This window comes from Mesorhizobium sp. GW821-FHT07A06 (assembly GCF_059419085.1).
The window spans coordinates 107,193-132,450 of record NZ_JBWKRC010000011.1 but is presented as its reverse complement, the minus strand read 5'-3'; the positions used below and the strand labels follow the sequence as shown (position 1 = coordinate 132,450).

Below are 25,258 nucleotides of genomic sequence, written 5' to 3'. Positions count from 1 at the left end.
CCAAAGGAGACTGCAGATGAACACGCCCAATCTGGGATATCGCGTTGGCACCGGCGCCCAAACCGGTGCTGTCTTTGACGAGGGCCTGCGCCAGCACATGCTGCGCGTCTACAATTATATGGGCCTTGGCCTTGTGGTCACCGGCCTTGTCGCCTTCCTGGTGTCGTCGACGCCGGCACTCTACGTGCCGATCTTCTCCAGCCCGCTGAAGTGGGTGGTGATGCTGGCGCCGCTCGCCTTCGTCATGCTGTTTTCGTTCAAGATGCAGACCATGTCGGCGGCCAGCGCCCAGATGATGTTCTGGGCCTTCTGCGCGGTGATGGGCCTGTCGCTCGCCTCCGTGTTCTTGGTCTTCACTGGAACCAGTATCGCGCGCACCTTCTTCATCGCCGCCACCATGTTCGGCGCCACCAGCCTCTATGGCTACACGACCAGGCGCGACCTGACGCAGTTCTCGTCGTTCCTGATCATGGGCCTTATCGGCGTGGTGATCGCCAGCATCGTCAACATCTTCCTTGGCTCGACCGCGCTGCAGTTTGCCATCTCGGTGATCGGCATCGCCGTCTTCATCGGCCTGACCGCCTGGGACACGCAGACGATCAAGGAGCAGTATGCCGAGAATTTCGACGCGGAATCGCGCCAGAAGCTCGCCGTCTTCGGCGCCTTCTCGCTCTACCTGAACTTCATCAACATCTTCCAGCTGCTGCTGAATTTCACCGGCGAACGGGAGTAACGACTGTCCGCTGTGGGCAAGGGTGGGGTTCTCGCCCTTGATGCGGAGAGGTGGCCGGAGGAGAGATCCTCCGGCCACAATTCATTCCGGCCCAATCCGCTCCGGCCCAATCCGCTCCGGCAAGACCCGCCTTGAGTCCCCGGGAGCTTTTGCTAGTCTGCCGCCAGCTTCAACGCCGGCCCGCGAGGACATATGGCACAGGACAGCCAAACGCTTCGTGGCGACGGCATCTCGGCTGTCATAGTCGGGCAGGGCGCCGAACTGGTTTCGCTGCGGGATGCGCAAGGGTTTGAGTTCCTGTGGCAGGCCGGACCAGAGTGGCGGCGCCATTCGCCGGTGCTGTTCCCGATCGTCGGGCGCCTGAAGGGCGACCAACTGCGCCATCGCGGCCGCACCTATCCGATGACGCAGCACGGCTTCGCCCGCGACAAGCCGTTCACCTGGGAGGAGAGGGGGCCTCGGTCCTGCACGCTGGTCCTCACCGACGACGCCGACACGCGCGCGCGCTACCCTTTCGCCTTCCGCCTCGCCGTGACCTACACGCTCGACCGCCAGCAGCTTGGCGTGACCTTCGAGATCACCAACACCGGCGACGAGCCATTGCCGGCTTCGATCGGCGCGCATCCGGCATTCAACTGGCCATTGCTGCCGGATTTGCCCAAGGAGGCCTATCGGCTGACCTTTGCGGAGGCCGAGCCAGCGCCGATCCGTCGGCTGAAGGATGGCCTTTTGCTCCCGGTAGCGCGGCCGACACCCATCGAAGGCAAGACGCTTCCGCTGTCCGAACGCCTGTTCGATGACGACGCCGTCATTCTGGACAGCCCCGCCAGCACCAGGGTGCGCTACGCCGCCGACCATGGTCCTGCGATCGAAATGTCATGGCAGGGTGCAGAGGAACTGGGAATCTGGTCCAAGCCGGGCGGCGCGCCGTTCCTGTGCATCGAACCTTGGCACGGCATTGCAAGCCCGGCCGATTTCGACGGCGAGTTCAGCGAGAAACCTGGCGTGATGCTGATCGAGCCGGGAGCGAAGCGTTCTCTGGGCTACCGGATCAGCCTGGAGCAGGGGCGGCGGTGATCAGAGGAAAGCCGGTTCTCAAACCTGCCGGACGATTGCGCCGATCACATTGACGAGAAGGCGCGCGGCGGTCAGGGCCGACATTCCGTCGACATCGGCGGGCGGATAGAGTTCGACAAGGTCGAATCCCGCGATCCTGGCCCGCTTGCCGAGGTCCGCGATCAGGTCGATCGCCTGCGTGTAGGTGAGGCCGCCCGGCGTACGCGCCGCCACGCCCGGCATGATGCCGGGATCAAGGCTATCGCAGTCGAAGGTGACGACGACTCTCGCGCCTTCCGGAATATGCCTGAGCGCTGCTTCCACGCCTTGAGCATGAATTTCGCGGGCGGTCACGAAACGGCTGCCATAGTGTCGCGCCGCTTCGATTTCAGCGAGGCGCGCACTGCCGACGCTGCGCAGGCCGACCTGCACCATGCCCGCGACATGCGCCATCTCGCTCGCCCGCCGCATCGGGCTCGAATAACCGTAGCGTTCGCCATGCACCTCGTCGCGCCAGTCGATATGGGCATCGATCTGCAGGATCCAGACCGGTCCGTGATCGGCAAAACCGGCAAGGAACGGCGTGACGACGGAATCGTCACCGCCAAGCAGGATTGGAACGGCCGGCAAGGCCAGGACCTCACGCGTCTTGGCTTCGATCCGGACCCTGTTTTCGGCATTGTCGTGCAGGATGGTCGAGATGTCGCCGGCGTCGACGCAGCAGACCGGCTTGCCGTCGAACAACGGACCGCCGAGATCGAAATCCCAGTGCTCGATGAGCGGAGCATCACCCTGGCTGGCCACGCGTATGGCGTCGGCGGCCAAGGCATGGCCGCTGCTGTCCTTGCCGGGATAGGTGCTGCCATGACCAGCTCCGAAGACCACCGCACGGGGCGTGCGGCCATCGGCGAGACGATCGGCAAGGCCGAGGAATGATGGCGACATTTTCTTGATGGTCCTGATGGCACGGACTGTGAGGGTATCGCGGAACAGCGGTTGCGGCAAAGTAGGCCGTCTTTGTGGATCGGGAGGCTCGACGCCTTCGATCACCCCCATGAGATTTTGCGATTGCGGTCGATTGTCGTGTCGTCGATCTCGCGACGGATCTGCTCCAGACGCCTCTCGAAAGGCGACCTACGTCATATTGTCGGCCTGTTGTGAACTCCTTCACATACAAATTCGTGCGCGGCGTACAGGATATGCCAGAACAGAAATTTATCCGCCTTTGCAAATAGAACTCAGAACAAAAAGATTAGATCAAACGAGAGATATGGTCTTTTGCAAATAGGATGAGTTTTCGTTCTAGTAAAAATAATTGTGGTGGAACCAAACAAAGGAGATCAAAATGTACAAGATCATTACAGCTGCATCAGCGTTGCTTATGCTCACGGCGCCTTCATTCGCGATCGACTCGACCTTCGTCCACAGCCTTCGTGCCGACAATGGCGACTTCGAGGCCCCGGGAGAGGTCAAGGGCCAACATCCATTGGCTTCGGAAGAGGCGGTGTATGGGTTCCAGACAGGATCGACCGGATCGATCGGGTTGGCTGGTGGCGTTTCGAACTCCAGTTGCATGGGGGTCAGCCCGCACCAGTATGACCCTGTCGGCCCCAATTGCCGCAACTGAGATACAAGTGGAGAGCGGTGGTCAGCGCCACCGCTCTCCCGCCTCAGGCGGCATTTCCACGGACTGTCAGGATCCGATTTGGCGGCACTCATTACAACCCTTGTGAACTGGCGGCTTCAGTTGTCGTTCTGTGTCTCGGCCAGATGACGAAGAGCGCCAAAATTGGTTACTCGCAGGCCACCACGCTTGATTGCGATGATCGAGCGGGCGCGCCAATTGTTGAGCGTCTTGTTGACGGACTCGCGCGTGGCGCCGAGGAATTCCGCCAGTTCGGACTGGGAAATCGGTATCCAGCCTGCCCCATCCGCCATTACGCCAGCCAGGAAGACCAATCGCTTTGCCAGCCTCGCCTCAATGCCGAAGAAGGCATGATCCCCAAGTTCGCTGCTGATCCAACGCAGCCGTGCGCACAACAGCTCAATCATGGCACGAGCCAGCGATGGGTTTCTTTCAATGCGATCGAAGAGTTGCGTCCGACCGAGCGAGGCCAGATCGCAAGCGGTGAGGCAGATGGCAGTTGCGGTGCGCGGGCGCCCGTCGAGCGCGCCAACCTCTCCGACCAAGCTGTGCGCAAGCTCGATATTGGCCACCAGCCTCTGGCCTCCCTGCGAATAGATCGAGATCTCCACCGTCCCGCTCATCACCCCGTAAATGCGATCGGATGGATCTTCCTGAACGAAGAGATGCTGGCCGGCCGCGTAGCGTTCGACTTTGCAGCCGCTGAAGAGAAGATCGAACAGGCGTGGGTCAATCCGTGCAAGGCGCGGCAGATCATTTCCATCGTTCGCGCTGCCGGAGGCCATGTTGATTTCCCGATTACCGCCTCGCTACCCCTGTTCGAGGATCTCCTCGATCGTGGGTGGAAGAAGCGTGGCGCCATGCATTGCGGAGATGCCCATGAGGGTTTCGTGCTCGGCTGTCAGGGGCAGGGCGTCGATCGTGCGGTAGAGCCGGTCGCGGTGTCCGGGATCAAGCTCGCCGTGCTCGGCGAGCGTCTGGAAAGCCGCATGCGGAAACCCCGTCGCGGAGATCAGCGTCTGGATCAACGTCGGTGTCGGCGGGTGTCCCTCCATCAACGCGACGAAACCAAGGAACGCGACAGGGTGATGGTGATGGATCCAGTAATACTGCGCTCCCACCAGGCTCGCGACCGAGGGAGATGGTATGCGGCTCAGCGCCGCCGCCCGCTTCACACCCAGCAGTTCAAGGTCGTCGAGCAGCAAGTCATCATGCCCCAACTCCTCCTTGATGTGCTCCTCCAGATATCGGGCCAGACCGGGCGCGATAGGGTCAACAGCCACCATTTTCTCGGCTCGCTCCGCTGCTGCTTCCGTCAAGGGCACCGTTGCACGGATGATTTGGTGCTGGGTGAGCAGGAACTGCGGCCAGAAGTCAGCAAGCCTCGGGTGCGTCACAAGGGTGCGACATGACTTTGCGTATGGTTGGACCACAAGATCGATCTTCCGCCGGAGACGAACGCTCGGCGTGGCAACGGCCCCAACCTCGATCCCGTTCATGCGGTATCCCGGTGGTTAAGAAGTAGCCCGGTGATTAAGAAGCTTGGCTAGTGAACCTTGATGACGATGCCGGTATCTGCTTTCTCCAGGTCCTTCCCCAGCTTCCTCAGAAGGGCTATCTCGCCCCCTGAGAGACTGGCAAACGTCTCCCACGCGTCCTCTGGGAGGGCATCCGCCGAGACCTCCATGTCGTCGAGATACTTTTTGACGTGTGCTGGCAATTCTACTGCCATAGCCCACCCTCCAGTTATCTTAGGCCACCCTAAACTATCTTAGACTAATATGGGCCTGTCAAGAGGGCGGACTTGCCCTCCGCAAGGCCTGGCCGTACAGTCCATGAGCACAATGAGATATGCTCCTGGGAGCTCGATCTGTTCGACATGCGGATCTGCCAATGCAGCCGAATTGCAGTTCTGTGCGTCCTGTGAATCGCCGCTGACCCAACGAGCTTCCGGTGCCGCCGATACGCGCAAGGTGGTCACGGTCCTCTTTGCTGATATTGTCGGCTCGACAGCGTTGGGAGATGAGCTCGATCCCGAGTCGCTTCGTAATCTCATGACCCAGTACTTTCGGGAGATGGCCGCAGTAATTCGTGGCCACGGGGGGACAACCGAGAAGTTCATCGGGGATGCGATCATGGCGGTGTTCGGCATCCCGCTCCTCCATGAGGACGACGCGGTGCGTGCGGTTCGAGCCGCGGTTGCAATGCTTCATGCGCTTCATCGGCTGAACGATGAGTTCGAGGCGCGTTGGGGCACCAGGATCGTGATCCGGATAGGTATAACCACTGGTGAGGTGCTCGCCGGGGATCCGGGCCAGGGCGAAACTTTCGCGGTCGGAGACGCGGTCAACATTGCTGCCCGGCTCGAACAGGCTGCCGAGCCAGGGCAGGTCCTGATTGGGGACGCGACGTATCGGCTGGTCCGCGATGTCGCGATGACGTCGCCGATAGAGCCGCTTCGCGTGAAGGGGAAGTCAGAGCTCGTCGCCGCGTGGAACCTCATGGATGTCGCACCCGCGGCCCCCGCTGCCCGTGGTCTTGAATCCCCTCTGATCGGTCGCGACAAGGAAGTCGCCGCAATCGGAGAGATGTTCGAAAGGACGGTCAAGTCTCGATCATGCGAGATCGTAACGGTGATGGGCCCGGCGGGAATCGGCAAGTCCCGGCTGACGCGTGAATTTCTTCCCCGACTTGAAAGGATAACGACGGTCTTGGCGGGGCGATGCCTGCCATACGGCGAGGGGATTACGTTTTGGCCCATCATCGAGGTGCTCAAGGCCGCGGCGGGCATAACGGACAGTCACTCGCCCGACGATGCTCGCGCAAAGATTGGCATGTTGCTGGAAGGCCCCGATGCCGCGCTGGTCGTCGAACGCCTGTCCGCACTCATGGGCCTCACCCGCGCGACACCCGGCGTTCAAGAGACGTTCTGGGCCGTGCGCAAGCTGTTCGGCAAGCTGGCAACGCATCAGCCATTGGTCGTCGTGTTCGACGACATCCACTGGGCCGAGCCGACGTTCCTCGATCTCCTCGAGTATCTCGTCGATTCGCTGGACGGCGTCCCGGCCTTGTTCCTCTGCCTGGCTCGCCCTGAGCTGCTCGAGGTCCGCGCCGGCTGGATGACGTCGAAGGCGAACGCGTCCGTCATCACCCTGCGCTCGCTGAGCGACGCTCATACAGATGGCTTGATCCGGAACTTGCTCAGAGGCGCGGAGCTCGCGAACGAGGCCCGCGCGCGGATCGCCGATGCCGCCGAGGGAAACCCTCTCTTCGTGGAGGAGACGCTGCGGATGCTGATCGACGACGGTTTGCTTATAGCCGTCGACGGCACGTGGACGGCGGCTGACCACCTGTCGAGGCTCACGATTCCACCCACGATCAACGCCCTTATCAACGCACGCCTGGATCGGCTCGGCGGTGAGGAGCGCTCTGTGATCGAGCGAGCATCCGTGATCGGGCGCATTTTCTGGTGGGGGGCCGTCGAGGAGATGTCGCCGGAAGAGCAGCGGCCCCGCGTGGGCGGCCAGCTTCAGTCGCTGGCGAGAAAGCAGCTGATCCGCCCGGATCGTTCGGACCTGGAGGAGGAGGATGCTTTTCGCTTCACTCACAGCCTCGTCGGGGACGCGGCCTACAATGGCATCCCGAAGGGCGTGCGAGCACACATGCATGAGCGCTTCGCCTCATGGCTGGAGGCAAGGATGCGTGAGCGGGCCCGGGAGTACGAAGAGATCGTCGGCTACCACCTCGAGCGGGCCTACAAGTCTCTCGCGGAGCTCGGTCTATCGAACGAGCGCGTCGAGTCGCTGGCGCGACGTGCGAGCGTGCCGCTGGCTTCTGCCGGGCAGCGCGCCTTCGCGCGGGGCGACATGCCCGCCGCGGTCAACATGCTGTCGCGCGCCATCTCGCTCGGCCCTCGCGACGATCCTGGGCGACTGGCACTCTTGCCAGAGCTCGCATTTGCACTGCTGGAGACCGGCGACCTCGAGCGCACGCGTGGCGCGATCGCCCAGATGCGTGAGGCAGCGACCGCCTCCGCCGATCGTCGACTGCAAGCGCATGCGCTCATTCTCGATCTGTGGGTGCGCTTCCTGTCGGAGCCGGAGGGGTGGGCGGACGAGGCGTACCGAGAGGCACGGCAGGCCATATCGATGTTCGAGCAGGAGAACGACGAGCACGGCTTGGCCAAGGGTTGGTCCTTGCTTGGCCTGTTTCACCTGACAAAGTGTAATTTCGGCGCCTCTGAAGAGGCGTGGGAGAGCGCGGCGGCGCATGCGTTTGCAGCGGGCAACGACAGAGAATGGCTAGAGTCGCTCTCATGGGTGCCGCTTGTCGTGTGGGCTGGCCGTATGCCGGTCAAGGCGGCGATCGGCCGGTGCAAGGACGTGCTCGCCAGGGCGCAGGGTGATCGCAAGGCGATGTCGGCGGCGCTCTTCAGCTGGGGGAATCTCGAGGCGATGCGCGGCCGATTTGGCGAGGCGCGGCAGTTGATAGCGCAGGCCAGGTCAACGGTCGAGGAAGTCGCACTGACCGTGTGGAGCGCGGGACCTCTTACAGAAATGAGTGCCTTGGCCGAGCTCTGGGCGGGCGACGCGGCAGCCGCCGAGCGGGAGCTTCGCTGGGGTGTAAAGACACTTCAACGCACGGGCGAGTTCGCATGGCTGCCTACGATTGCCGGCATCCTCGCCCAAGCCATCTATGTCCAAGGCCGGTACGAGGAGGCCGAAGCGTTCGTTCGGTTGGGCGAGGGGATCGCCGGCAGTGACGACACGTATTCGCAAGGCCTGCTGCGATGTGTTCGGTCAAAGATCTCGGTCCGTCTGGGCGATGTGGAGGGAGCTCTCCGCATGGCACGGAAGGCTGTCGCGATCGCCGAGCCGACGGACTTTCTGTTCCTCCAGTCGTTTGTTCTCGACGGTCTTGGAGAGGTTCTCCACATCGCCGGTCTCCCGGAAGAAGCCGATGCGGCGCTTGCGGCAGCAGTTCGCCTGTGCGCACAGAAGGGCTTCGTCGTCGGTGTACGACAGGCTCGGGGGCGACAAAGGAAGCCCGCACCATAGCGGCCGCAATTTTCTCGCTTCGTCTCCGCCGCAACAGACTCCATATTCGGCTGAAACTTACACGCTGTCCGAGGCCGCTCAGGGGCGAAGCGTGCGCGTACAAAAGTCGCATAAGATAGATTATGGAACTTACGGACGTGAGCAGCGCGACAATGAGGACCGCAGGCCGGAATCCGGCTGGATACGACGCTGATGGCGCCAGGTCGGTTTGCCGCAGGAAATCAGCGCGGCCACGGAACCTCCATGCCCGAAAGGTCCAGGCTTTCCGGCTTCTACCCAGCTTGAACGATTTCATGACTTGCGGTTCGCGAGAGAACCGATCTATCGTGCTGATTCATAAGGGATTTCGATCATCATGCCGTCATAGGCAGGCGCTACGTTGGCCGGCGTCTCGGCCATTACGGTGGCATAGTCGAGCGGCACGTGCATGTGGGTCAGCACGGCATTCCTCGGCGCCAGCTTCTCGATCCAGCCGAGCGCCTGGCCGAGTGACAGATGGCTGGGGTGGGTTTTGTACTGCAACGCGTCGATGACCAGCATCTCCAGGCCGCACAGCCGCTCGGCGGTGGCGTCGGGAAAGTCGCTGATGTCAGGGCAATAGGCCAGGGCTCCAATGCGAAACCCGAGCGAGATGATGTCGCCATGGACCTGCGGCAATGGTTCAAGGGTGAGGGCACCCCCCTCTCCTTCGATCACCACAGGCTTTGCGTGGTCGATGATATGGGCATTGACGATCGGCGGATAGGAACTGCCGGGTGGTGTCTCGAAGCAGTAGCCGAACGCCTGGCGCAGCCGCAGCATTGTCGGCTCGTCGGCGTGAATATCGATCCGCTGGCGCTGATCGAGGACGAAGCCGCGCAGGTCGTCGATGCCGTGGATGTGATCGGCGTGCGGATGCGTGTAGACGGCCGCGCTAATGCGCCTGACAGAGGCCATCAGCATCTGCTGGCGGAAGTCGGGCCCAGTGTCGATGACGACGGTCGTGCGGTTGCCATTCGATGCGATCCGTTCAACCAGAACGGCCGTACGCATGCGCCGGTTCTTCGGGTTGTCCGGGTCGCAATTGCCCCAGTCGCCGGTGATGCGCGGCGTACCTGGCGACGAGCCGCAGCCAAGGATGGTCAGGCGCAGCCGGTCAGTCATCGATCAGGCGCTCAGATCGGCAGGTCGCGGCATCTTGCCGAACAGCCGGAAGAAATTGTTCGTCGTCAGATCGGCGATTTCAGCTTCGCTGACACCAATCGTCTCCGCCAGCACCTTGGCGGTGTGCGCGACATAGGCCGGCTCATTACGCTTGCCGCGGAATGGGATCGGCGCCAGGTATGGCGCGTCGGTTTCGACGAGCAGCCGGTCATGCGGCACGTCGGCGGCGACGGCGCGCAATTCGGCAGAGTTCTTGAAGGTCAGGATGCCCGAGAACGACACATAGCCGCCGAGCGAGACGCCCACCTCGGCCAGCCGGCGTCCGGAGGAAAAACAGTGCAGGATGAAGGGGAAGACGCCCTTCCCTGTTTCGTCCTCGAGAATGGCCGCCATGTCGTCATCGGCATCGCGCGAATGGATGACCAGCGGCAGCCCGGTCTCGCGAGCCGCCGCGATGTGATTGCGAAAGCCCTGCGCCTGCGCATCGCGCGGCGCCTTGTCGTAGAAGTAATCGAGCCCCGCCTCGCCGATCGCCACCACCTTCGGGTGATCGGCAAGACGAACAAGGTCCGATGCGGTGACATCGAGTTCTTCGGCGGCATTATGCGGATGGGTGCCGACCGAGCAGTAAACCTCATCAAAAGTTTCAGCGATTTCAAGGATTTGCTGAAACCGCTTTACGCGCGTCGAGATCGTCACCATGCGGCCGATACCGGCCGCTTTGGCGCGGGCGACAATGGCCGCCCGCTCCTCGGCGAAATCTGGAAAGTCCAGGTGGCAATGGCTGTCAACGAGCATCAGGCGTTCGCGCCTGGCTGTTCGACGTAACGCGGAAATACGCCTTCCGGCATGGGTAGTGCCGTGCTGGGCACAAGCGCATAGTCGGCGTGGACATGCTCGAAGTTACGCTGGTCCGCCGGCACCGCCAGCAGGTCGAGCAGCTTCGTCGCCGAACCTGGAATGTAGGGCTGGCACATCACCGCCACGCGCCGCACCACTTCGGCTGTCGTCCACAGCACCGTTTCCATACGTTCCGGATTGGTCTTCTTCAGGGCCCATGGCTCCTGCCCGGCGAAATAGCGATCAGCTTCCGACACCACGGCGAAGATCGCCGCCAGCGCCAGATGGATGCCTTGCTCGGCCATGGCCTTGCGCGCGGTGGCCAGAGCGGCCACCGCCTGATCCAGGATCGTGCTATCGGCATCGGTCAGGTCTCCGCGCTTCGGCACCACGCCGCCACAGTTCTTGGCGATCATCGACAGCGAGCGCTGCGCCAGATTGCCGAGGCCGTTGGCGAGGTCGGCGTTGGTGCGGTTGACGATCGCTTCATGGCTGTAGCTGCCGTCCTGGCCGAACGGCACTTCGCGCAGGAAGAAATAGCGCACCTGGTCGAGACCGTAATGCTCGACCATGGTGAACGGGTCGATGACGTTGCCGACTGATTTCGACATCTTCTCGCCGCGGTTGAACAGGAAGCCATGGCCGAAGACGCGCTTCGGCAGCGGGATGCCGGCCGACATCAGAAAGGCCGGCCAGTAAACCGCATGGAAGCGCACAATGTCCTTGCCGATGATGTGGGCGTCGGCCGGCCAGAAACGCCATTTCCCATCATTTTCATCGGGATAACCGACGCCGGTGATGTAGTTTGTCAGGGCGTCGACCCAGACATACATGACGTGCTTCTCGTCGCCCGGAACCGGCACGCCCCAGTCAAAGGTGGTGCGCGAGATCGACAGGTCCTTCAGCCCCGACTTGACGAAGCTCATCACCTCGTTACGTCGCTCCGCCGGGCCGATGAAATCGGGCTGAGTTTCGTAAAGGGCAATGAGCTTGTCCTGGTAGGCCGAAAGACGGAAGAAGTAACTCTCTTCCTCGACCCATTCGACCGGCGTTCCTTGCGGCCCGTACCGGACATTGTCGGGACGGACCTCCGTCTCCTCCTCGCCGTAATAGGCTTCGTCGCGCACCGAGTACCAGCCGGCATAGCCGCCCTTGTAGATATCGCCATTGGCATCCATCGCCTTCCAGATCGCCTGCGAGGACGCGTAGTGCCGTTCTTCCGTGGTGCGGATGAAATCGTCATTAGAGGCGTTGAGCGCGATCGCCATGCGCTTGAAATCGGCCGCGTTGCGATCGGCCAGTTCGCGCGCCGAAATGCCTTCGCGCTTCGCCGTCTGCAGCATCTTGATGCCGTGCTCGTCAGTCCCGGTGAGGAAGAAGACCTGCTTGCCGTCGAGCCGCTGGAAGCGCGCCAGCGCGTCGGTGGCGATCAGTTCGTAGGCATGGCCGATATGCGGCTTGCCGTTCGGATAGGAAATCGCGGTCGTGATGTAGAATGTGTCGCGTGACATGAATGAACCGTCATGAATGTCTGAATGGAAGCCGTGGCGGTGGATATCGCATCGGAATGGCGATTGCCATCCCGGTGCCGATGCATGCCGCCCAAAAGTGGCCCCGGTTTTGGGCCAACGGCATGCACCAAAAGGCCGTCACATTCGCATCGCAGAATTCAGGCGGTCGATCATGGTCAAGGCGTGCTGCTTCTTGTCGAGATTGTAGGTGTCGGTCTCAGATATCGCGTCCAGCGCCTCATGCCAAGTGTCCGACAGCGTTTTCGCCCGTGCGAGGTCGCCTGACAGCGCTGCCTGGCTTGCGGCATCCGACAACAGGTCGAGCGCGCGGCGGTTGAAGATATCGAACTGAATCGCCTGGTCGCGGCCGGCGACGGCTTCCGCTAACCTGTAGGCTCCGCCGATATCGGTCCTTCCGGCCGCCACCAGCGCATCGAGTGTCTGGGCGATTTCCAGCCCGCCATATTGCGTCAGCAGGATTGCATTGCGCACACTGCCCCCTGCCCGTTCGACCAGCGCTGCCCGGGCGGCCGGATCGTCCGGTGGCGGCGGCTCCGCGGTCTCCAGCACCGCCAGCAACTCGTCGGCGCCGAGCGGTGTCAGGCGCACCACTTGGCAGCGCGAGCGGATCGTCGGCAGCAGGCTGCCCGGCGCATGAACGATGAGAATGAACAGCGTTCGGGCCGGCGGCTCCTCAAGATTTTTGAGCAAGGCATTGGCGGCGTTGGCATTCATGTCGTCGGCTGGATCGACGATTACCACCCGGTAGCTGCCGTCATGCGAGGTCATCGACAGGAAGCGGCTGACCCGGCGGATTTCGTCGACCGTGACGACGGTCTTGAAGCTCTTGGTCTTGTCGTTCAGCGGCCGGGTCAGATGCAGTACGCCCGGATGCGCTCCGGTCGCGATCTGGCGAAACAGCGACGAGGCCGGATCGGGAACGGCAAGGCTTTCCGGCGCCTGTGCGAAGTCTGGGTGCTTCAACAGGTGATGCGCAAGATGGAAGGCCAGCGTCGCCTTGCCGATGCCGACCGGCCCCGCGAAGATCAGCGCATGTGGCAGCTTTCCGGATCGATAGGCGGCGGCAAGCATCTCGGCGGCCTGTCCGTGCCCGACCAGGCGAGGCGTTTCGGCCGGCTCGGGCACGCCGTCCAGCGTATCATGCTGTTCCGGCGCGATGCGTTCGAAGATCATACCGGTGCGGCCTGCCTGTTGCGCGCGGGCGCCCTCGCCTCCAGTGCCGCGAACACGGCGGCGGTGACGACATGCTCCACCGTATCGGGATCGGCGGATGCGTCGACGACGATGCAGCGCTCCGGCTCGGCCGCGGCGATCGCCAGGAAGGCTTCGCGCCGGGCCTGATGGATGGCCAGCGTCTCCTTTTCGAAGCGGTCGGCGCCGGCGTCGCTGCCGCGCCGCAGGGTCGCGCGCCGGAGGCCCTCGGCCGGATCGATATCGAAGACCAGCGTGATGTCGGGCATCATGCCGTTGATGGCGACCTGTTCGAGCGTAGCCATGAATGCCGGGTCGATTCCGCCGGTGACGCCCTGGTAGACGCGCGAAGAATCCAGGAAGCGGTCGCAAAGAACGATGGAGCCATGCTCGACCGCGGGCCTGATGACCTGTTCGACATGGTCGGAACGGGCGGCTGCGAAGAGCAGTGCTTCCATCTTCGGCCCGAATGGCTCCGCGGCGCCCGAAAGCAGCACATGCCTGACCGCTTCCGCGCCTGGCGAACCGCCCGGTTCGCGGGTGACGAGGACATCGTACTTCTTGGCGCGCATCTTCCTTGCCAGCCGCTCGATCTGCGTCGACTTGCCTGCGCCCTCGCCGCCTTCGAAGGTGATGAAAAATCCGCGCGCCAATCGAAACGGCCTTTGTCCATGTTGGAGTGGATTGTTGCGCTCTAGATAGTCCGCGTTCGGCGAAACGTCCATGCCGTCAGATTTTTGCTTTCATGCATGTCTTTGTCTCAAAACCGTGGCCACTTTTGAGCGACATGCATCAGCGCAGCCAGCCGATCGCCAGTTCCTTGACGGCATCGAGCGCGCGCTGTGGCAGCGTGCCGACGCCGATCGATTCGGCGGCGAAAAGCGGTGTCTCCTGGCTCAGCGTGTCGCCGATCCAGACGCGCAGCGCACCCACCGGCTGGCCCTCCTCCACCGGTGCGGCGACCGGGCCATTATAGACGATCCTGGCCGTCAGCTTGTCGCGGTTGGTGATCGGCAGGAAGATGGCGATCGGCCCTTTTGCCTTCAACGTCACGCCGGATTTCGCGCCGCCAAAAACCTGGGCCTCGCCAACCACCTCGTCCTTGGCGAAGATCTCGGTCTTCTCGAAGGAGCGCGCGCCCCAGTCGAGCAGCTTTCGCGCCTCCTCGGCGCGTTCCTTGTCATTGGCGAACCCGCTCATCGCCGCGACCACCCGGGCGCCATTGTGGCTGGCCGAAGCGACGATGCCGAAGCCGGACGCCTCGCTCGCACCGACCGCCAGGCCATCGGCACCGATATCCATGGCCAGCAGCGGATTGCGGTTCCTCTGCGAGATCTTGTTCCAGGTGAAATCCTTCAGGCCATAGTAGCGATAGAAATCCGGGTAATCGCGCCACAAATGCAGGGCCAGCTGCGCCAGTTCGCGCACGGTCGTCTGCTGGCCGTCGGCCGGCAGGCCGGTCGAATTGACGAAGGTCGATGTCTTGAGACCGATCTGGCGGGCACGCTCGGTCATCTGCGCGGCAAAATTATCCTCTGACCCGGCCATGCCTTCGGCGATGACGATGCAGCCGTCATTGGCGGCCTGCACGGTCACGCCCTGGATCAGGTCCTCGAGCCGGATCGCCGATTTGAGCTTGGCAAACATCGTCGATGTTCCCGACGGCGCGCCGCCCTTGCGCCAGGCGTTTTCGCTCACCACGAACGTGTCGTCGAGCTTGAGCCGCCCGGATTTGATGGCGTTGAAAACCACTTCCATGGTCATCAGCTTGGCCATCGAGGCCGGTGGGATGGGCGTGTCGGCGTTTTTGGAGAACAGCACCGTGCCGGTATCGGCATCGATCATGAAGGCCTGTGTGGCCTTGGTCTCGAACAGCTGCGCGTGGGCCGGGGCAAGGGAAATCAGGAGACCGAGAAGAAAAAACCCGGCAAAAGGCTGAAGCAAGCGAAACTGCATGAAATTCGACCCGTTGGCCGGTCCCTCCGGCAAGCCCGCGAAACTATCGGGCTTTTTCCGGGACGGATCAACTGTTCAGCGGAAAACCGGCTCGTGAATCAGTTGCGCACGGCCAGTGCATCGGGCGCGCCATGCGACCATGCCGCCTCCAGCAACTCGTCCAGGCCGCCATGGCCGTTCGGATAGAGATTGACCGCATACCAATCATTGCCGTCGAGATCGGAACGCTGGATCTCCGTTCTGCCGAAGGGTTGAAGTGCCGCTGCCACGCGCTTGGCTTCGGCGGCATCGTCAAACGTGCCGGCGGCGACATAGTCGGCGCTGGACGGCGTTACTTGCGGATTGGACTTGTTCCACGACCGCAGAATGTCTGCGGGCGACATGCCGTTGTCGTCGAGTGCGGCAAAGACATCCGCGCGCCGCACGCGTTCATCCGCGTAGGACAGCGAGGCAATCGCGAATGGCGACTGCGGCGGCAGGCCGATCTCCGGGCGCTCGGGAACGATCGGTCCGAAATCGGGCAGCGCCAGGTCGCCCAGGGCCGGCGCCTGCGCAGACAGAGCCTGCTGCGTGGCGAACGCCCCGCCGGAAGTCGTCAACTGACCCGGAAACGGTACGGCTGCCGCACCCACGGGCAGGCTTGGCGACGGTCCGTTCATGGCCACCATGACGCCGGTTGGCAGGCCATCCGACGGATCCGGAATCCGGTTGCCTGGATGGTAGGATGCCATCAGATACTGGTCGTCGTTGCCATCAAGCGGCGCGCGGCCGACATACTCCACCTTCACCTCGGCGGTGCCGACATTGGCGTAATCGAGCATTTGCGCCGCGCGCTCCGAGACATCGATGATGCGGCCCTCGTGATACGGCCCACGGTCGTTGACGCGCACGATGACGGAGCTGCCGGTCTTGAGATTGGTGACGCGGGCATAGCTTGGCAGCGGCATGGTCGGATGCGCGGCCGTCAGATGCGTCATGTCGTAGACTTCGCCATTGGCGGTCAGCCGGCCATGGAAGGCGTCGCCGTACCACGAAGCCAGGCCGACCTTGGCGTAATGCCGATCTTCCTTGGGATAGTACCACTTGCCACGAACCTGGTAGGGCTTGCCGAGCTGGTCGCGACCGCCTCCGCGCCGCATGAAATTGGCGCGCGGGCTCGCCTTCACGCCATATTCGGTCTCGGCGAAATATTCCTTGGAACGAGGCTTGGGATTCACCATCGATTTCGGCTCGGGCTGCGACGCGCAGGCTGCCAGCAAGGCAGCCGACGCAGCAAGCAGCGTAAGCGTTGAAGCGCGACGAAGACGCGGGCGCGTCGTAGCCTGCATTTTCCTGAAATCCCCTACAGTCTCAATCAAGACGCCGTTGTTCGAACAACAGAGGAGCCAAAGCACTCACTCGACGATATCAACGACGCCCTGAACCCCGATCCTTTGTGCACAGGAATTGCTTATCACGGTATTAACCGATTGTGGCCGGAACCGGGCAAGATTGTGGCAGTACTTGCTGCGTGAGCAACCGCTTCTTTCCGGGCTCAAAACGTCCCCAATCCAACTGCGCGAACGGGGCAGTGATGAGCGGGCTTGCGTGTGTGGACTTCTTAGCCGTCGCATCGGGGAGCAACTACGGCCCGGATTGTAGGGTGGTACCAGACAAAACCGCCGCCATCGGCCGTTCTGCACAGTCGTCAAATGACGACTGTGCAGATTGATGCGCCTATTCTAGCCTTTGTGTGGGTTTGTTGGGGTGCGTACGATGCCAGTCTACGATGTCGCGGAAATGCGCTACGACCGGGTAATGAGATCCAAGGCCGTCGAAGCAAGCAATCCAGCCGCGGCTGCCGAGGCAATGACTGGCCGGGGATGTGCCTCCCAGAAATGGGGCAAGGAATGGATCCGCGTGATCGACGCGGACGGCGGGCGAATGTTCGCCTACACAATCGCCCGGCGCAGCATGATGGCCGACGATAAGAATCGGGAGCCTCTGATGGTGATGGGATCAGCCCGTTGCCAAGCTTGGGGGGCAGGCAAAGGCAACGGGCTGTAGGGTGGTCTGTGCACACCCCGTGGAGCATCGATGGGCATCGCCGCTCCGACCATGCAGCCTACGAGACAATGCCCATATGCGCGACTTACGGATTCGTAAGGGTGCGCGTGAGGGACGTACGGCTTGAACCGTTTCGTCCAGCCGCCCGCCCCGGTCCTGGAGTGCTCCACTGGATGAGCGCGACTTCCCTCCCGGCGATATCCTGGACGGCCCTCAAAGGTAAGGGCCGCTACTCTGCTGTTCGCCTGAACCCGGCTTTAAAAGCCAGTCATGACCCACGGATTGGCGTCGTATCCCAGACGCGGCCTTCCCGGTGTCGTTCCATCAGGCAATTTAGTTGTTCCGGTCAAGTTGCAGTCCAGCTCCGGCTTCGGCTTCTTGCTCGAATGTTTCGTGGAGCACAGGGCCGCGGCATCGCTGACCGCGACCTTCTTCTCCTTGGCAACGGCGACACCGGTCGCAGCGATCACGAGTGCCGCGCAAAATATGACCACTCTCATCGTACTTCCCCACGGTTGCGCATCCCCAAGATGCTGGGGAGTGACGTTACGTCACTTTTATATTAGCGCAAGAGAATATTTAATCCTCGGCCCGCCGCTGCCACGCTTCCACGCCCTTCGACGCCCCCACGCACACAGATGTTTTCAGCCTACGGTCCCCTAGGCGAACGAGCGGGCCATCCGAACATCGGGATGACTCCAGACCTTTGCTCCCACGATATGCCAGGCATGCAGGCTGATGGAGCGGAGCAAGTTGACGTTGCGCTTCAGGCCGCTATAAGCAGCGAGCGAAAAGGCAAAACAGCTGCAAACTGCGTATCAACGGGCAATCCATGACCCCACGCAAATTGTCAAAGGGCAATGATTGCAGCTGCTTGGAGGGATGGCCGAGCGGTTTAAGGCACCGGTCTTGAAAACCGGCGTGGGCGCAAGTTCACCGTGGGTTCGAATCCCACTCCCTCCGCCAGATGCCCATCCTTTTGATTGAAATTGATACCATAAGGCACTGAAAACGCTACCATTCGTCCAATTCCAGAGTCCAAATTCGGTCGATTTCAATACCAGTTGATCGCATTGAAAGCCGGGCACAAAACCGGGTATCGTCCTTCCGAAAACCGGGTATTTTCGGAAGGAAGAGCCTCAATGCCTAGCTCAACTGCCTGGCGTGACATGACGCAGATTCAAATCCAGGGCACCAGTCTCCGATCCTCATGAGGGTGTCGCCGATCGCACCCATTTCATGATAGAGGTCCTGTGCTGACCGTGGGGTCGCAATGGCAAGGACGACGGCCAAGACTTGAAATAGAAAACCCCGCCGGCAGGGAACCGGAGGGGTTAGTCCTGGGAGGACGCGCGACGCGCTGCGTTCGCCACCGCGCGCTACACCGATATCGCCCGGGTGCGACACAGGTGTGACATGCCGGCGGGCGCCTCCGTCACCTGCCCGGCCGCAAAGACGAAAGTCGGCATCAAGCCTTTGGAAAGGAGAAATATGGTTCTGTCCAGAAGCTGAAGTGCGAGCGGGTGCTGGCCAAAGGCCGGGCCATAGAGGCGGGCGAATGGATATTTTTGGCATCAAGGCGCTGTTGATCTCCGCGTTGATATTCATTCCGTTCGAACATCTGTTCCACGAGCGGCCCCAGAAGACCTTCCGCAAGGGCTTGGGTGTGGATCTGATCTATGTGCTGTTTAACGGCTTCATCATAAAAGTGGCCGTCGTCCTGATAGCGGCCTACACGCTTGACGCCGCCGCAATCGTGGTCCCGCAATCGATGATGCGCGCCGTCGGCGGTCAGCCCGTCTGGTTGCAGGTCGCCGAAATCATCTTGATCACCGACATCGGCGTCTATTGGGCGCACCGGGCCTTCCACAAAATCCCTGCGCTTTGGAGGTTCCACGCGGTACATCACGGCATTGAGGAACTGGACTGGCTCGGGGCTTTCCACTCCCATCCGGTCGACGCGATTGCCACAAAGGCGATATCGCTGACGCCGATCTTTTTCCTCGGATTCTCCGATGCCTCGATCGCCGCCTTCTCGGTCATATATTTTTGGCACACGCTGCTTGTGCATTCGAACCTGCGGATTCCGTTTGGTCCCTTGAAGTGGCTGATCGCCAGCCCGCAATTCCATCGCTGGCACCATGCCAACCAGCGCGAGGCTTATGACAAGAACTTCGCCGGCCAACTCCCCCTCCTCGACATGGTGTTCGGCACCTACAATGCCACCGGCAACAAGGTGCCGGAAAAATACGGTGTCGATGATCCGATCCCGTCCAGCTACTTCGGTCAGGTCGGCTATCCGCTTATGCCTCGCGGCAAGCTATCGAAACCGGCAGTGCCGAGCACGGAAACCTGACGGCTCACATCAATGGGAACCGCCATCTGCTGCTCGAAATGGCGGTGTCGCCCGGCAGAGGAGATTGCGTCGTGGGTTGGTTTTGGCGGGCACCAGCAATAATTATAGGTGCTGCGCGTTGGCCTCGGAGCGCTCTCGGCATGGATTATCAAGACGACGACCTCAGCAGATTCGAAGCGCATGGCGCCGCGCCCCTGCCGGCCGCCAGGCACGAAGGCCGGGTGGAAAACGAGGGCGCGAAAATCTGGTACGCCACGTTTGGGGCCGGCCTTCCCGTAATCTTGTTGCATGGCGGCCTTGGTCACAGCGGAAATTGGGGATTTCAGGTTCCCGAGCTGGTCAAGGCCGGCTATCGGGTCGTGGTGATCGACAGCCGTGGCCACGGGCGCAGCACCCGTGACGGGCGACCGTACAAATACGAGCTGATGGCGTCCGACGTCCTGGCCGTGATGGACACGCTGCAATTGGAAAAGGCGGCTGTGGTGGGTTGGAGCGATGGCGCGTGCGTTGCGCTCATCCTTGGCATGAAGGCCGCCGATCGGATCACTGGTGTGTTCTTCTTCGGCTGCAACATGGACCCGAGCGGCACCAGGGAATTCGAGCCCGGCCCGGTCATCGATCGATGTTTGGGCCGGCACGCCAAGGACTATGCCGAACTATCGGCAACGCCGGGCCAGTTCGATGCATTCGTCAAAGCCGTCGGCCTGATGATGAAGACCGAGCCCAATTATTCCGCCGCCGACCTGGCACGGACGAGCGTGCCCGTGGCGATCGCTCAAAGTGAACATGACGAATTCATCAAGCGGGAGCACGCGAACTATCTGTCCCAAAACGTCCCGGCATCGGAATTGATCATCCTGCCTGACGTCAGCCATTTCGCACCGCTGCAACGCCCAGGGCAGTTCAACAGCGTGCTCTTGGCTTTCCTGGGCAATATCCATTCCTGAGCATCCGGCGCACTGCGCTCCCTGAAGCAGGAAGGCTTTTTGCCTCGAATCGGCTAAGCCTTGGGACATGAACGAAACCTCCCTTTATGCGCCGGTGAAGCGGTTCCTCGAAAGTCTCGACTTCCTGGTGAAGGGGGAGATTGGCGGCTGCGACATCGTCGCGTTGCGCGAGGGCGAGCCGCCGATTGTCGTCATCTGCGAACTGAAACTGCAGTTCAACCTCGAACTGGTGCTGCAGGGTGTCGACCGCGCGGCCGCTTGCGACGAAGTGTGGCTGGCGGCGCGTATGTCGGCACGGGGCAAGGGACGCGAAAGCGACGCCCGGTTCCGCAACCTCTGCCGCCGGCTCGGTTTCGGTTTGCTTGGTGTGACCGCGAATGACAAGGTCGAAGTGCTTGTCAGCCCGGCCGCGCCTGAGCCACGCAGGAATGCCCGGCGACGCTCTCGCCTTGTCGACGAACACCAGCGCCGCCGCGGCGATCCTGTCGCGGGCGGAGGATCGCGCAATCCGATCATGACCGCCTACCGCCAGAGCGCCCTCACCTGTGCCGCCGCGCTTGTCCACGGCCCCAAACGGCCGCGCGATCTGAAGGCGCTGACGCCGATCGCCCCGAAAATCCTGCAGCACAACGTCTATGGCTGGTTCGCGCGCGTGGACCGCGGCCTTTATGATCTCACGGATGCCGGCCGCGCCTCGCTGGTGCGTTGGCCGCAGGCCTCGCACGAGGATGTCCGACACGAGATTTTGATTGCGTCGACCCCCTGAATGCGGCCGCTTGCCCGGCATGAAGCGCCCCTCTTGGTTGATTTTTCAGACAAAACATGCTGCTTGTCCCGCCCATGAAGACACTCTGCATGATGGCCATGGCGTCCTTGACGCTAGCTTTCCCGGCCAGCGCGATGGACAACGCCTTGCGTGCCGGGCTGATGAAACTTGATCCGCAAACACGCCTCGAGCAGCGGTGCGATGCTGAAGTCCTGGACCGGATCACCCACGACGATCGCAAGTTCAAGGCCGACCGTGTTGTCGCCTACGCCTTCGCCACGCCTGAGATGAGCGCCGATGCGATCAGGAGCCCCGGTGCGGCGTTCCGCAGCAAGGGGCAATGGTACCGGCTGAAGTTCAAATGCCAGACGGGGCCGGACCATATGGAAGTTCTCCAGCTTCGCTACCGGATCGGCGATGAGATTCCGGAAGCCGACTGGGCAAAATACAATCTCTACGACTAGTTTTTTCGCTGGCTTGTATCGGCCTCGGTTCACGAGCCGGCGGCGGCTGAAAATCTCCTGTAATGCCACTGCCACGAAAGTGGTTTTCCAGCGTTGTCCAATGCGGCGCCTTGACGGCAGCGGACCATGCCTTTAGGCCCGTCGGAATAGTCGACGACGAACACTCGGCGAAGGGCTTCCAGGTCGATGGAAATATTTACCGCCGCGGGCCTATCGGCCCTTCTTCAGGTCATCGCCATCGATCTTGCGCTTGCGGGCGACAATGCCATCGTCATCGGCCTCGCCGCGGCCGGACTGCCGGCCAGCCAGCGCAAACGGGCCATTCTCGTCGGCATCGCAGCGGCCACCGTCCTTCGCATTTTCTTCGCCTTGATCACGCAATGGCTGCTCACCATCGGGCCGATGTTGCTTATCGGCGGCGGCCTGCTCTTGCTGTGGGTCTGCTGGAAGATGTGGCGCGAATTGCGCGTCAGCCACGAGCAGGAGCGTGACGCAACGGAAGCGCTGTCGAACGGCGACTTCAACAAGGATGGGGTCATCGGCGGCAAGGGGCAAAGCAAGACTTTCTCGCAGGCGGCCTGGCAGATTGTCATTGCCGACGTTTCGATGTCGCTCGACAATGTTCTGGCGGTAGCCGGCGCGGCCATGAACCATCCGACGGTGCTGATTGTCGGGCTCGCGCTGTCGATCGCCCTGATGGGTTTTGCCGCCTCGTTCGTTGCGCGCCTGCTGCACAAGTACCGCTGGATTGCCTATCTGGGCCTGGTGATCATCCTCTATGTCGCGGTCAAAATGCTGCTTGACGGGGCCGTGCAGCAATTCCCCGAACACTTCGCTTTCCTGGCACCCTGGTTCGGGTCCGGAGGCCACTGAGGCAGCCTTATGGCCCGGACCGGCCTGTCGGCCGGTTTGCTTGATTGCGGAAGCCATGCTATTGCGCCGCGCGTATTGGCTTCAGCCACGCGCCACAGACCGACATTTACAGCGATTTGAGGCCGGATCAGCGTTCGGCCCGTACCCCCATTGGAAACCAGCCTATGTCCGCCCCTCGCGTCAGTTTTGTCAGCCTTGGATGCCCGAAGGCGCTCGTGGATTCCGAGCGTATCATCACGCGGCTGCGCGCCGAAGGCTATGAGATCGCCCGCAAGCATGATGGTGCCGATCTCGTTGTGGTCAACACTTGCGGTTTCCTGGATTCCGCCCGTGACGAGTCGCTCAATGCCATTGGTTCCGCGCTTTCCGAAAACGGCAGGGTCATCGTCACCGGCTGCCTCGGTGCCGAGCCGGACGTGATCCGCGAGAAGCATCCCAACGTGCTGGCGATCACCGGACCGCAGGCTTACGAGAGCGTGATGGCGGCCGTCCATGAGGCAGCTCCGCCTTCGCACGATCCCTATATCGACCTGCTGCCGCCGCAAGGGGTCAAGCTGACGCCGCGCCACTATGCGTATCTGAAGATCTCGGAAGGCTGCAACAACCGCTGCACCTTCTGCATCATTCCCGCCCTGCGTGGCGATCTCGTTTCGCGCCCGGCCGCCGATGTGCTGCGCGAAGCTGAAAAACTGGCCAAGGCCGGCGTCAAGGAACTCCTCGTAATCTCGCAGGACACAAGTGCCTACGGCATCGACATCAAGTATCAGACGTCGATGTTCGGCGATCGCGAAGTGCGCGCGAAATTCCTCGATCTCTCGGAAGAACTGGGCAAGCTCGGCATCTGGGTGCGCATGCACTATGTCTACCCCTACCCGCATGTCGCCGACGTCATCCCGCTGATGGCCGACGGCAAGATCCTTCCCTATCTCGACATTCCGTTCCAGCATGCCTCGCCGCAGGTGCTGAAGAACATGCGTCGTCCGGCGCATGGCGAAAAGACGCTCGAACGCATCAGCGGCTGGCGCGACGTATGCCCCGATCTCGCCATCCGCTCGACCTTCATCGTCGGCTTTCCCGGCGAGACGGACGAGGATTTCGAGATGCTGCTGGACTGGCTGGACGAGGCCAAGATCGACCGTGCCGGCTGCTTCAAATACGAGCCGGTCAAGGGCGCCCGTTCCAACGACCTCGGCCTCGAACAGGTTCCGCAGGAAGTCAAGGAAGCACGCTGGCACCGCTTCATGCAGCGCCAGCAGAAGATTTCGGCGACGCAGCTGGCCAGGAAGGTCGGCAAGCGCCTGCCGGTGCTGATCGACGAGGCGCACGGCACCTCGGCGAAGGGCCGCACCAAATACGACGCGCCCGAGATCGACGGCTCGGTCCACATCCAGTCGCGCCGCCCTATGCGTGCCGGCGACATCGTCACGGTGAAGATTGAGCGTGCCGACGCTTATGACCTTTACGGTTCGGCTGTCTGAGCCTCCCTACCGTTTCTCCGGGCACATAAAAAGGGCGCCTCGCGGCGCCCTTTCCTATTTTGAAACGTGGTGCGCCGCGCTTACTGCGGCAGCTTGTCGTCGACGCCCTTCACGTAGAAATTCATGCCGAGCAGCGTGCCGTCGTCGGCGACCTCGCCGTCCTTCAGCCACGCCGAGCCGTCCTGCTTGGCGATCGGTCCGGTGAAGGGGTTCCAGCCACCGGCGATCTTCTTCTCGGTCGTCTCGGCCATCGCCTTCACATCGTCGGGCATGTTGGTGTAGGGCGCGAGCTTCACCGCGCCGTCCTTGATGCCGAGCCAGACATTGTCCGGCTTCCAGGTGCCGTCGATGGCTGCCTGCACGCGGCTGATGTAATACGGCCCCCATTCGTCGGTCAGCGAGGTCAGCTGCGCATTCGGCGCGAACTTGATCATGTCGGACGACTGGCCGAAGCCGTGCAGCTTGCGCTCCTCGGCCACCTGCAGGGCAGCGGTCGAATCGGTATGCTGGACGATGATGTCGGCACCCTGGTCGAACAGCGCCTTGGCGGCGTCGGCTTCCTTGCCCGGGTCGAACCACGAGTTCACCCAGACGATCTTGGCCTTGAAGTTCGGGTTGATCGACTGCGCGCCCAGCATGAAGGAGTTGATGCCCATCACCACTTCCGGGATCGGGAAGGAAACAATGTAGCCGGCGACGCCCGACTTCGATTCCTTGGCGGCGATCTGGCCGAGTACGTAGCGGCCTTCGTAGAAGCGGGCATTGTAGATGCCGAGATTGTCGCCGGTCTTGTAGCCGGTGGCGTGCTCGAACATCACCTTGGGAAACTTCTTGGCGACCTTCACTTCCGCGTCCATGAAGCCAAACGACGTGCCGAAGATGATCTTGCAGCCTTCGCGTGCCAGGCGCTCGAAGGCGCGGTCGGCATCGGGCCCTTCGGAGACGTTCTCCAGATAGGCGGTCTCGACCTTGTCGCCGAGCGCTTTCTCGACCTCAAGGCGGCCTTGGTCATGCTGGTAGGAGTAGCCGAAATCGCCGATCGGACCGGTATAGACCCAGCAGGCCTTCAACTTGTCGGCAGCCTCCGCGGACGCGGCCAGCGACAATGCCGCTGTCGTCGTCATCAGGGCAATAAGCAGTTTTTTCATCGTGTTACCTCTCTGTGTTAAGCCTTG

At 62.0% G+C, this 25,258-nt stretch carries 24 protein-coding genes and 1 tRNA gene; 12 read left to right on the top strand and 13 right to left on the bottom strand.

Features of this window, described 5'->3' with window-relative positions:
• Window positions 1-16 precede the first annotated feature (16 nt).
• Complete coding sequence (locus AC07SZ_RS27780; RefSeq protein ID WP_056577346.1) at window positions 17-733, top strand: Bax inhibitor-1/YccA family protein; 717 nt, start codon at window positions 17-19, stop codon at window positions 731-733.
• Between the two features lie 192 nt (window positions 734-925).
• On the top strand, window positions 926-1,810 hold the full coding sequence (locus AC07SZ_RS27775; protein WP_494916758.1) for an aldose 1-epimerase family protein: 885 nt from the start codon (window positions 926-928) through the stop codon (window positions 1,808-1,810).
• 18 nt (window positions 1,811-1,828) lie between these two features.
• On the opposite strand, the gene AC07SZ_RS27770 is transcribed toward AC07SZ_RS27775, so the two are convergent.
• A complete protein-coding gene (locus AC07SZ_RS27770; RefSeq protein ID WP_494916756.1) occupies window positions 1,829-2,734 on the bottom strand; it encodes an agmatinase in 906 nt (301 codons plus the stop codon).
• Between the two features lie 400 nt (window positions 2,735-3,134).
• On the opposite strand from AC07SZ_RS27770, the gene AC07SZ_RS27765 reads away from it, so the two are divergent.
• Entirely contained in the window at window positions 3,135-3,416 is a 282-nt protein-coding gene (locus AC07SZ_RS27765; RefSeq protein WP_056577341.1) for a hypothetical protein, read from the top strand.
• 116 nt (window positions 3,417-3,532) lie between these two features.
• Here the strand turns inward: AC07SZ_RS27765 and AC07SZ_RS27760 are convergent, their stop codons facing one another.
• The 3 genes from AC07SZ_RS27760 to AC07SZ_RS27750 are packed head-to-tail and all read right to left on the bottom strand — an operon-like array spanning window position 3,533 to window position 5,166.
• Window positions 3,533-4,219: a Crp/Fnr family transcriptional regulator gene (locus AC07SZ_RS27760; protein WP_056577338.1), complete on the bottom strand. Its 687-nt coding sequence runs from the start codon at window positions 4,217-4,219 to the stop codon at window positions 3,533-3,535.
• Window positions 4,220-4,243: 24 nt separating this feature from the next.
• Complete coding sequence (locus tag AC07SZ_RS27755; protein WP_494916755.1) at window positions 4,244-4,933, bottom strand: iron-containing redox enzyme family protein; 690 nt, start codon at window positions 4,931-4,933, stop codon at window positions 4,244-4,246.
• Window positions 4,934-4,980: 47 nt separating this feature from the next.
• Window positions 4,981-5,166 (bottom strand): hypothetical protein, encoded by a 186-nt coding sequence (locus tag AC07SZ_RS27750; protein ID WP_056577332.1) that lies wholly within the window; start codon window positions 5,164-5,166, stop codon window positions 4,981-4,983.
• A gap of 172 nt (window positions 5,167-5,338) precedes the next feature.
• Here AC07SZ_RS27750 and AC07SZ_RS27745 point away from each other — a divergent pair, with 172 nt between their 5' ends.
• Window positions 5,339-8,491 carry an ATP-binding protein gene (locus tag AC07SZ_RS27745; protein WP_494916753.1) on the top strand — a complete coding sequence of 1,051 codons (3,153 nt, stop codon included), beginning with the start codon at window positions 5,339-5,341 and terminating at the stop codon, window positions 8,489-8,491.
• A gap of 321 nt (window positions 8,492-8,812) precedes the next feature.
• Here AC07SZ_RS27745 and AC07SZ_RS27740 read toward each other — a convergent pair whose 3' ends face one another.
• The 7 genes from AC07SZ_RS27740 to AC07SZ_RS27710 all read right to left on the bottom strand — a co-directional run bounded on the left by AC07SZ_RS27740 (window position 8,813) and on the right by AC07SZ_RS27710 (window position 16,481).
• Window positions 8,813-9,634: an MBL fold metallo-hydrolase gene (locus tag AC07SZ_RS27740; protein WP_494916752.1), complete on the bottom strand. Its 822-nt coding sequence runs from the start codon at window positions 9,632-9,634 to the stop codon at window positions 8,813-8,815.
• 3 nt (window positions 9,635-9,637) lie between these two features.
• Complete coding sequence (locus AC07SZ_RS27735) at window positions 9,638-10,432, bottom strand: TatD family hydrolase (RefSeq protein WP_494916751.1); 795 nt, start codon at window positions 10,430-10,432, stop codon at window positions 9,638-9,640.
• The gene (metG, locus tag AC07SZ_RS27730; RefSeq protein ID WP_056577320.1) at window positions 10,432-11,985 is read right to left on the bottom strand and encodes a methionine--tRNA ligase; all 1,554 of its coding nucleotides are present in this window, start codon (window positions 11,983-11,985) and stop codon (window positions 10,432-10,434) included. The genes AC07SZ_RS27735 and metG overlap by 1 nt, the downstream gene beginning before the upstream one ends.
• Window positions 11,986-12,123: 138 nt before the next feature.
• Entirely contained in the window at window positions 12,124-13,179 is a 1,056-nt protein-coding gene (locus tag AC07SZ_RS27725; RefSeq protein WP_056577317.1) for a DNA polymerase III subunit delta', read from the bottom strand.
• Complete coding sequence (gene tmk, locus AC07SZ_RS27720; protein WP_056577315.1) at window positions 13,176-13,850, bottom strand: dTMP kinase; 675 nt, start codon at window positions 13,848-13,850, stop codon at window positions 13,176-13,178. The genes AC07SZ_RS27725 and tmk overlap by 4 nt, the downstream gene beginning before the upstream one ends.
• Before the next feature lie 139 nt (window positions 13,851-13,989).
• On the bottom strand, window positions 13,990-15,153 hold the full coding sequence (locus AC07SZ_RS27715; RefSeq protein WP_056577312.1) for a D-alanyl-D-alanine carboxypeptidase family protein: 1,164 nt from the start codon (window positions 15,151-15,153) through the stop codon (window positions 13,990-13,992).
• Window positions 15,154-15,251: 98 nt separating this feature from the next.
• Entirely contained in the window at window positions 15,252-16,481 is a 1,230-nt protein-coding gene (locus AC07SZ_RS27710; RefSeq protein ID WP_494916748.1) for a septal ring lytic transglycosylase RlpA family protein, read from the bottom strand.
• Between the two features lie 427 nt (window positions 16,482-16,908).
• Here AC07SZ_RS27710 and AC07SZ_RS27705 point away from each other — a divergent pair, with 427 nt between their 5' ends.
• Window positions 16,909-17,199: a hypothetical protein gene (locus AC07SZ_RS27705; RefSeq protein WP_494916746.1), complete on the top strand. Its 291-nt coding sequence runs from the start codon at window positions 16,909-16,911 to the stop codon at window positions 17,197-17,199.
• A gap of 257 nt (window positions 17,200-17,456) precedes the next feature.
• On the opposite strand, the gene AC07SZ_RS27700 is transcribed toward AC07SZ_RS27705, so the two are convergent.
• Entirely contained in the window at window positions 17,457-17,699 is a 243-nt protein-coding gene (locus AC07SZ_RS27700) for a hypothetical protein (RefSeq protein WP_056577303.1), read from the bottom strand.
• A gap of 376 nt (window positions 17,700-18,075) precedes the next feature.
• Between AC07SZ_RS27700 and AC07SZ_RS27695 the strand changes: the two genes are divergently transcribed.
• The 7 genes from AC07SZ_RS27695 (at window position 18,076) to rimO (ending at window position 24,083) form a co-directional block, all read left to right on the top strand.
• A tRNA-Ser gene (locus AC07SZ_RS27695) sits at window positions 18,076-18,165 on the top strand.
• A gap of 592 nt (window positions 18,166-18,757) precedes the next feature.
• Window positions 18,758-19,555: a sterol desaturase family protein gene (locus AC07SZ_RS27690; RefSeq protein WP_494916744.1), complete on the top strand. Its 798-nt coding sequence runs from the start codon at window positions 18,758-18,760 to the stop codon at window positions 19,553-19,555.
• Window positions 19,556-19,695: 140 nt separating this feature from the next.
• The gene (locus AC07SZ_RS27685; RefSeq protein WP_494916836.1) at window positions 19,696-20,502 is read left to right on the top strand and encodes an alpha/beta fold hydrolase; all 807 of its coding nucleotides are present in this window, start codon (window positions 19,696-19,698) and stop codon (window positions 20,500-20,502) included.
• A gap of 67 nt (window positions 20,503-20,569) precedes the next feature.
• Window positions 20,570-21,268: a DUF2161 domain-containing phosphodiesterase gene (locus tag AC07SZ_RS27680; protein WP_056577296.1), complete on the top strand. Its 699-nt coding sequence runs from the start codon at window positions 20,570-20,572 to the stop codon at window positions 21,266-21,268.
• A gap of 56 nt (window positions 21,269-21,324) precedes the next feature.
• The gene (locus AC07SZ_RS27675; protein WP_056577293.1) at window positions 21,325-21,732 is read left to right on the top strand and encodes a DUF930 domain-containing protein; all 408 of its coding nucleotides are present in this window, start codon (window positions 21,325-21,327) and stop codon (window positions 21,730-21,732) included.
• 186 nt (window positions 21,733-21,918) lie between these two features.
• Entirely contained in the window at window positions 21,919-22,605 is a 687-nt protein-coding gene (locus tag AC07SZ_RS27670; RefSeq protein ID WP_056577290.1) for a TerC family protein, read from the top strand.
• A 164-nt stretch (window positions 22,606-22,769) separates the two neighbouring features.
• Window positions 22,770-24,083 (top strand): 30S ribosomal protein S12 methylthiotransferase RimO, encoded by a 1,314-nt coding sequence (gene rimO, locus AC07SZ_RS27665; protein ID WP_056577286.1) that lies wholly within the window; start codon window positions 22,770-22,772, stop codon window positions 24,081-24,083.
• An 80-nt stretch (window positions 24,084-24,163) separates the two neighbouring features.
• Here the strand turns inward: rimO and AC07SZ_RS27660 are convergent, their stop codons facing one another.
• On the bottom strand, window positions 24,164-25,231 hold the full coding sequence (locus AC07SZ_RS27660) for a BMP family ABC transporter substrate-binding protein (protein WP_056577282.1): 1,068 nt from the start codon (window positions 25,229-25,231) through the stop codon (window positions 24,164-24,166).
• Between the last annotated feature and the right edge of the window lie 27 nt (window positions 25,232-25,258).

What these genes read in the sequence shown, in the direction of transcription:
- AC07SZ_RS27775 (WP_494916758.1), top strand. Translation starts at nt 926, where the DNA reads ATGGCACAGGACAGCCAAACGCTTCGTGGCGACGGCATCTCGGCTGTC.
- AC07SZ_RS27710 (WP_494916748.1), bottom strand. Translation starts at nt 16,481, where the DNA reads ATGCAGGCTACGACGCGCCCGCGTCTTCGTCGCGCTTCAACGCTTACG.
- AC07SZ_RS27715 (WP_056577312.1), bottom strand. Translation starts at nt 15,153, where the DNA reads ATGCAGTTTCGCTTGCTTCAGCCTTTTGCCGGGTTTTTTCTTCTCGGT.
- AC07SZ_RS27765 (WP_056577341.1), top strand. Translation starts at nt 3,135, where the DNA reads ATGTACAAGATCATTACAGCTGCATCAGCGTTGCTTATGCTCACGGCG.
- AC07SZ_RS27725 (WP_056577317.1), bottom strand. Translation starts at nt 13,179, where the DNA reads ATGATCTTCGAACGCATCGCGCCGGAACAGCATGATACGCTGGACGGC.
- AC07SZ_RS27705 (WP_494916746.1), top strand. Translation starts at nt 16,909, where the DNA reads ATGCCAGTCTACGATGTCGCGGAAATGCGCTACGACCGGGTAATGAGA.
- AC07SZ_RS27690 (WP_494916744.1), top strand. Translation starts at nt 18,758, where the DNA reads ATGGATATTTTTGGCATCAAGGCGCTGTTGATCTCCGCGTTGATATTC.
- AC07SZ_RS27750 (WP_056577332.1), bottom strand. Translation starts at nt 5,166, where the DNA reads ATGGCAGTAGAATTGCCAGCACACGTCAAAAAGTATCTCGACGACATG.
- AC07SZ_RS27685 (WP_494916836.1), top strand. Translation starts at nt 19,696, where the DNA reads ATGGATTATCAAGACGACGACCTCAGCAGATTCGAAGCGCATGGCGCC.
- AC07SZ_RS27760 (WP_056577338.1), bottom strand. Translation starts at nt 4,219, where the DNA reads ATGGCCTCCGGCAGCGCGAACGATGGAAATGATCTGCCGCGCCTTGCA.
- AC07SZ_RS27670 (WP_056577290.1), top strand. Translation starts at nt 21,919, where the DNA reads ATGGAAATATTTACCGCCGCGGGCCTATCGGCCCTTCTTCAGGTCATC.
- AC07SZ_RS27755 (WP_494916755.1), bottom strand. Translation starts at nt 4,933, where the DNA reads ATGAACGGGATCGAGGTTGGGGCCGTTGCCACGCCGAGCGTTCGTCTC.
- AC07SZ_RS27735 (WP_494916751.1), bottom strand. Translation starts at nt 10,432, where the DNA reads ATGCTCGTTGACAGCCATTGCCACCTGGACTTTCCAGATTTCGCCGAG.
- AC07SZ_RS27660 (WP_056577282.1), bottom strand. Translation starts at nt 25,231, where the DNA reads ATGAAAAAACTGCTTATTGCCCTGATGACGACGACAGCGGCATTGTCG.
- AC07SZ_RS27770 (WP_494916756.1), bottom strand. Translation starts at nt 2,734, where the DNA reads ATGTCGCCATCATTCCTCGGCCTTGCCGATCGTCTCGCCGATGGCCGC.
- AC07SZ_RS27780 (WP_056577346.1), top strand. Translation starts at nt 17, where the DNA reads ATGAACACGCCCAATCTGGGATATCGCGTTGGCACCGGCGCCCAAACC.
- AC07SZ_RS27740 (WP_494916752.1), bottom strand. Translation starts at nt 9,634, where the DNA reads ATGACTGACCGGCTGCGCCTGACCATCCTTGGCTGCGGCTCGTCGCCA.
- AC07SZ_RS27680 (WP_056577296.1), top strand. Translation starts at nt 20,570, where the DNA reads ATGAACGAAACCTCCCTTTATGCGCCGGTGAAGCGGTTCCTCGAAAGT.
- rimO (WP_056577286.1), top strand. Translation starts at nt 22,770, where the DNA reads ATGTCCGCCCCTCGCGTCAGTTTTGTCAGCCTTGGATGCCCGAAGGCG.
- metG (WP_056577320.1), bottom strand. Translation starts at nt 11,985, where the DNA reads ATGTCACGCGACACATTCTACATCACGACCGCGATTTCCTATCCGAAC.
- AC07SZ_RS27675 (WP_056577293.1), top strand. Translation starts at nt 21,325, where the DNA reads ATGCTGCTTGTCCCGCCCATGAAGACACTCTGCATGATGGCCATGGCG.
- AC07SZ_RS27700 (WP_056577303.1), bottom strand. Translation starts at nt 17,699, where the DNA reads ATGAGAGTGGTCATATTTTGCGCGGCACTCGTGATCGCTGCGACCGGT.